The organism is Mesorhizobium sp. M7A.F.Ca.US.005.03.2.1 (assembly GCF_003997795.1).
In the GTDB taxonomy this organism is placed as follows: Bacteria; Pseudomonadota; Alphaproteobacteria; order Rhizobiales; family Rhizobiaceae; genus Mesorhizobium; species Mesorhizobium ciceri.
In genome coordinates, this window is record NZ_RZRP01000394.1 from 1 (window position 1) to 5,733 (window position 5,733).

The window sequence follows — 5,733 nt, forward strand, 5'->3', positions numbered from 1 at the left end:
CCTCGAGCACGCGCTGGCGCGTGTCGGCATTGACGTCGGCGCGGCCGTTCAGCGCCCGCGATACCGTGCCGATCGAAATGTTCAGGTGACGGGCAAGGTCATGAATGCTGGATGCCAAGTGACTGTACTCCCCTTGCTTGGCTAGCACCGGTAGCCGCTCAGGCCAAGGCGACAGGACGATTTTCACGAGCGGCCAATTGACATTCTACGCCTTCGGGTGTGTTCTCGTAAACGTTTACGGAAAAACGTTTACGGTCATGCCGTGGATGCCGTGACGATCGGTCTGGAGGGACCGAGCGGAGGAGGAGCGCCGGATGATCAATGCCGTCCTGGTCGGCTGCGGAGCGATGAGCAAGGCCTGGCTCGATGCCGCGCAGCAAGTCGACGGGCTCGCCATTGTCGGCCTTGTGGATCTCGATGCCGACAGGGCACGGGCGCGGGCGCACGAATACGGCCTCACCAATGCCGTCATCGGCAGCAGCCTCGATACCGTCCTCGATCAGATCAAACCGCAAGCGGTGTTCGATGTCGTGGTTCCCGCCGCCCGGCGCGCGGTCGCGCTGTCCGCCTTTGCGCACAATTGCCATCTGCTGACGGAAAAGCCGCTCGCCGACAGTCCGGAAAATGCGCGCGCCATCGTCGAGGCCGCGCGTCGCGCCGGGCGCATCCATGCGGTCGTGCAGAACCGCCGCTATGTCGCCAATGTCAGGCGCATCCGGAGGTTCCTGGACTCCGGCGCCATCGGTGCGCCGACCAGCATCCACGCCGACTTCTTCGTCGCGCCGCATTTCGGCGGTTTTCGCGAGGAGATGGCCCATGTGCTGCTGCTCGACATGGCGATCCACACCTTCGACGCCGCTCGCTACATGGTGAATGGCGAGCCGGCCGGCGTCTATTGCCAGGAATGGGAGCCGGCCAGTTCCTGGTACAGGCAGGGATCTTCGGCCAGCGCCGTCTTCGATCTCGGCGACGGCAAGGTCTTCACCTACGCCGGCAGCTGGTGCGCGGCCGGCTTCCGCACCAGTTGGGAAAGTGCATGGCGCATCGTTGCCGAGCGCGGCAGCCTCATCTGGGACGGTCATGACGATTTGAGGGCAGAAGCAGTGATGCCGGGCCGCGAGGGAATGTTCGACAAAACCCAGCCGATCGAGGTGCCGCCGCTCGATGCGTCCGATCGCGTCGGCGGCCATCTCGGCATTCTCCAGGATTTCATGCACGCCATCGAGACCGGCACCGAGCCGGAAACGCGCGGCGGCGACAACATCAAGAGCCTGGCCATGGTTTTTGGCGCCATCGAAAGCGCCGAGACCGGCCGCCGCGTGACAATCGCAGAGGAAGCACAATGACGCCGAACCCGCTTCTCGACATCCGGATCGGCACCATGGTGCGGGCCAATCTCGACGACCCGGCGGCTTACATCAAGCAGATCCTGCCGCTCGGCTTCGAGAGCATCCAGCCCTTCTTCTGGCAGACGCTGGGCGGCAAGGATTTGCCGCGGCTGGCCGGCCAGATCCGCGAGGCGATCGGCGATGCCGACGTCACCGTGTCCTCGCTCGGCGTGTTCGGCAATCCGCTGGAAGACGGCGAGGTCGATCGCGGCGTGCTCAAGGCCTGGGAGACGGTCATCGACAATGCGCATCTGTTCGGCACCTCGATGGTCAGCGGCTTCACCGGCCGCCTGCGCGGCAAGAAGCTGACCGACAGCCTGCCGCGCTTCAAGGAGGTCTGGGGACCGCTGGCCAGACGCGCCGCCGACAAGGGCGTGCGCATCGCCTTCGAGAACTGCGCGATGGACGGCAACTGGGCCGCCGGCGACTGGAACATCGCCCACAATCCGGACGCCTGGGAGCTGATGTTCAACGAAGTGCCGGACGACAATCTCGGGCTGGAATGGAGCCCTGCCACCAGCTCGTCTATCTGATCGATCCGATGCCGCAGATCCGCAAATGGGCGCCGCGCATCTTCCACGTCCACGGCAAGGACGCGACGGTGCGCTGGGATGTCATCCGCGAGCATGGCGTGTTCGGCCGGCTGCCCTTCGTGCAAATGCGAACGCCGGGCTTCGGCGACAGCGACTGGACGCGGGTGATCAGCGAATTGCGGCTGGCCGGCTACAAGGGGGCCATCGATATCGAAGGTTGGCACGACCCGGTCTATCGCGGCGACCTCGAGATCACCGGCCAGGTGCGGGCGCTGGAATATCTCAAGCAATGCCGGGGAGGGGCCAGCTACCTGCCGAACCCGATGTGAGGATCGGCCGGCGGGAGGAGCCGGCCGGGATGTCTGCAACGCACATTGCCGAAGCGAATGTCGAAACCCCTCGCTTGCGAGGACAAAAAGGGAGGATAAGTGCATGAGCATGACGATGAGAAGGACAGTTCTGCGCTCGACCGTCGTGGCCGCCGCCACGGTGCTTGCCGCTGCGATCTCCACCTTGCCCGCGCAGGCGCTCGACGCCAAATGGTGCAAGGACGTCCACATCCGTTTCTTCGTCGGCGGCGCCGAGGGCGACGCTTTCGGCACCATCGTCTACAATGGCGCCAAGCAGGCAGAGGCCGATCTGGGGCCGAAGGTCGACTACATCTTCTCCCAGTGGGACATCGAAAAGATGGTTCAGCAACTGCGCGAGGCCGTCGCGGTCAAGCCCAACGGCATCGCCATGATGGGCCATCCGGGCGATGCATCGATCATGCCGCTCGCCGAACAGGCGCACAAGGATGGCATCAAGATGATGTACCAGAACGTGCCTGTGCCGAAGGTGGTGGAAGCGTTCGGCGGCGGCTATGTCGGCGCCCAGCAGGAACAGCAGGGCCGCGCGCTCGGCGCCGAGGCGTTCAAACTGGGCAAGCTGAAGGCCGGCGACAAGGCGATCATGATCGGTCCGTTCGAAAACGAAAGTCGCGGCGCGCGCGAACGTGGCACGGTGGCGGCGCTCAAGGAAGCCGGCGTCGAGGTCATCCAGTTGTCCTCACCGCCGAGCGGCGAATGGGCGTCCGATCCCAACCTGGCCATTCCGGTGATCACCGCGGCGCTGCTCAACAATCCCGGCGTCAAGGCGGTCGGCTATCCCGGCGGGCAGATGCTCGGCAATGTCTCGACCTATATGCAGGCGGCCGGACGCAAGGCGGGCGAGATCTTCAATTTCGGCTTCGACACCAGCCCGCAGATCGTCGAGGGTTTCAAGGGCGGCTGGGTGCAATTGACCGCCGACCAGCAGCCGTTCCTGCAGGGCTATCTGCCGATCCTCAGCCTCTGCCAGCAGGTTGTGCTGGGGCTGGCGCCGATGAATGTCGACACCGGCGCCGGCTTCGTCACGCCCGAAAATTACGAGATCGTCGCCGAGCTCGCCAAGCAGGCGCTGCGCTGACCTCCCAAGCCGCCGGCCGGGATCTCAGGCCCCGGCCGGCGGGACCGCTGGCGACGACGCCGGCACGAGACAATGAAAGCGAGCATCCGATGGCCGAACGCCTCATCGAACTGCGCGACATCAGCAAGTCCTATGGCCAGGTCTATGCGCTGGGCGGGGTCAATCTCAGCGTCGACCGCGGCGAGGTGGTCGGCCTGCTCGGTGACAATGGCGCCGGCAAGTCGACGCTGATCAAGATCCTCTCGGGCGTGGTCAAGCCGACCAGCGGCGAAATCCTCGTGCGTGGTAAGCCGGTGACCGGGTGGAGCGCGGCGCGTTCCCGCGAAGCCGGCATCGAGACGGTGTTCCAGGACCGGGCGCTGGCCGTGCAGCAGACCATCGTTCGCAACATCTTCATGGGCCGCGAGCTGACCGGATTCTTGGGCTTTCTCAGGGTCAACAAGGAGATCGAGGAGGCAAGCCGGCTGATGCGCGAGATCGGCTTCACCTCGAAAGTGTTCACGCCGCAGTCGATCGTCGGCCAGCTTTCGGGCGGCGAACGCCAGGGCGTGGCGATCGCCCGCGCCATCTACAAGCAGGCCGAGCTGATCGTCCTCGACGAACCGACGACGGCGCTGTCGCTGACCGAAACCGCCAAGGTATTCCATTTCGTGCGCCAGGTGCGGGCGAGCGGCCGCTCGATCCTGTTCATCGGCCACAACATCCATCATGTCTTCGACATCGCCGACCGCTTCGTGGTGCTGGATCGCGGCAGGATCGCACTGACGACCGACCGCAGCGAGGTCAAGTCGGCCGAAGACCTCATCAACTTCATGGAAGAGGTTGCGCATCCCGGCGGATTGGCCGGGCTGCACGATGCCGGCGACGCGGAGCAGAGAGCACGATGAGCAAGACCATGGAGCCCGACCTGCACGAGCCGTCCTCCGGCATTCCCCGTCCCAGTTCTCAGAAGGAATGGAGGCACCCATCCGATCACTGGATGCGCGGCTTCATCCTCGACAACCGTGCCGCGCTCGGCACGCTCGCCGTGTTCATCGTCATGATGACGGTGTTCCTGATCGCCAACCCGACCGTTTTCACCACCTGGTATCTCTACCGTTCGGTGCTGACGACGCTCCCCGTTGCGCTGTTCGTGGTGGTGCCGCTGGTCTTCGTCGTCACCTGCGGCGAGATTGACCTGTCGTTTCCGGCAACGATGGGCTTCGCCTCATGGGTCTTCGCGCTGGTCGTGCAGGCCGGTTACGATCCGTTTCTCGGCATCGCCGCGGCACTCGTCACCGGCATGCTGCTCGGCTTCCTCGTAGGCTCGCTGGTCGTCTATGGCGGGCTGTCGTCGTTGATCGCCACGCTGGGCATGAATTTCCTGCTGCGCGGCCTGATCCAGATCATCAACGAGGGCAAGTCGATGGCGCTGACCAGCCTCAGCGACAGCTGGGCCTACACGATCTTCTCCAGCCAGCTCCTGGGCATTCCGGTGCAGATCTTCTGGGCCATCGGCTTCGTCGTGCTGTCGGCGATGCTCTATAACCGCCATCGTTTCGGCGCGCAGGTGAGGGTGGTGGGTGACAATCCCGACAGCGCCCAGCAGATGGGCATCGACGTCAAGCGCGTGCGGGTGAAAGTGTTCGTCTTCGTCGGCATCGGTGCGGCGATCGCCGGCACCTTCTCGGTGATGATCAACTTCACCTGGTGGCCGACCGCCGGTGACGGCTATCTCCTGCCGGTGCTGGCCTCGGTGTTCGTCGGCGGCACGCCGACCTGGGGCGGCATCGGCACCGTCGTCGGCGGCGTCATCGGCGCGGTTACCGTGTCCTTCATCCAGACCGGCGTCGTGGCGGCGGGATTGAGCGGTTTCTATGTGCAGTTCTTCAACGGGCTGATCATCATCCTGTCGCTGCTGGGGCACAAATGGAATCAGGCGCGGTATCGGTGAGGGGCTGTTTCGTTGGCGGACCGCATGCCTTGACGATTGGCGTAGACATCAATCACTTCGTCATCCACGGGTCTGCGCCGCGTCGCTACCCTCCTTGCTTCGCCCGTGGACGACGAAGGTGAGGCTTCCGCGGGGAAAACGCCATCTTCACACCGCAGCCACAAACCCATCCAGCACGCGTTTCTGGCCGGCTTTGTCGAAGTCGATGGTCAGCTTGTTGCCTTCGATGGCCGAGATGTTGCCGTTGCCGAATTTCTGGTGGAAGACACGGTCGCCGACGTTGAAGGCGGACGGCTTGTCGGAGACGGATTTGGCGACCAGCTCGCCGTCGATGGTGCGGCCCTTGACCGAGGTGCGACCGGCGCCGTAGCCGCTGTCCGTCTCGCCGTAGCCGATGCGCTCGACCTGGTGGCCGGAGCGCGAGCCCCAGTTG

General features: G+C 64.6%; 5 protein-coding genes and 2 pseudogenes. 5 read left to right on the forward strand and 2 right to left on the reverse strand.

From position 1 onward, the window contains the following. Positions 1-118 (reverse strand): LacI family DNA-binding transcriptional regulator (locus EN991_RS20935; RefSeq protein ID WP_164769237.1); only part of this gene is annotated, 118 nt, incomplete at its 3' end. Between the two features lie 196 nt (positions 119-314). Here EN991_RS20935 and EN991_RS20940 point away from each other — a divergent pair. The 5 genes and pseudogenes from EN991_RS20940 to EN991_RS20960 all read left to right on the forward strand — a co-directional run bounded on the left by EN991_RS20940 (position 315) and on the right by EN991_RS20960 (position 5,300). After that, on the forward strand, positions 315-1,346 hold the full coding sequence (locus tag EN991_RS20940; RefSeq protein WP_027160620.1) for a Gfo/Idh/MocA family oxidoreductase: 1,032 nt from the start codon (positions 315-317) through the stop codon (positions 1,344-1,346). Continuing rightward, positions 1,343-2,250: pseudogene (locus tag EN991_RS20945) on the forward strand (sugar phosphate isomerase/epimerase). Before EN991_RS20940 ends, EN991_RS20945 begins: the two are co-directional and overlap by 4 nt. Before the next feature lie 103 nt (positions 2,251-2,353). Further along, positions 2,354-3,367, forward strand: coding sequence for a substrate-binding domain-containing protein (locus EN991_RS20950; protein ID WP_127369456.1), 1,014 nt, complete (start codon positions 2,354-2,356; stop codon positions 3,365-3,367). 89 nt (positions 3,368-3,456) lie between these two features. Beyond that, positions 3,457-4,254: an ATP-binding cassette domain-containing protein gene (locus EN991_RS20955; RefSeq protein ID WP_127369457.1), complete on the forward strand. Its 798-nt coding sequence runs from the start codon at positions 3,457-3,459 to the stop codon at positions 4,252-4,254. Then, positions 4,251-5,300: an ABC transporter permease gene (locus EN991_RS20960; protein ID WP_127369458.1), complete on the forward strand. Its 1,050-nt coding sequence runs from the start codon at positions 4,251-4,253 to the stop codon at positions 5,298-5,300. Before EN991_RS20955 ends, EN991_RS20960 begins: the two co-directional genes overlap by 4 nt. Before the next feature lie 147 nt (positions 5,301-5,447). Here EN991_RS20960 and EN991_RS20965 read toward each other — a convergent pair. Beyond that, positions 5,448-5,733 (reverse strand): annotated as a pseudogene (locus tag EN991_RS20965) (ATP-dependent DNA helicase); the annotation flags it as partial.

What these genes read in the sequence shown, in the direction of transcription:
- EN991_RS20940 (WP_027160620.1), top strand. Translation starts at nt 315, where the DNA reads ATGATCAATGCCGTCCTGGTCGGCTGCGGAGCGATGAGCAAGGCCTGG.
- EN991_RS20960 (WP_127369458.1), top strand. Translation starts at nt 4,251, where the DNA reads ATGAGCAAGACCATGGAGCCCGACCTGCACGAGCCGTCCTCCGGCATT.
- EN991_RS20955 (WP_127369457.1), top strand. Translation starts at nt 3,457, where the DNA reads ATGGCCGAACGCCTCATCGAACTGCGCGACATCAGCAAGTCCTATGGC.
- EN991_RS20950 (WP_127369456.1), top strand. Translation starts at nt 2,354, where the DNA reads ATGAGCATGACGATGAGAAGGACAGTTCTGCGCTCGACCGTCGTGGCC.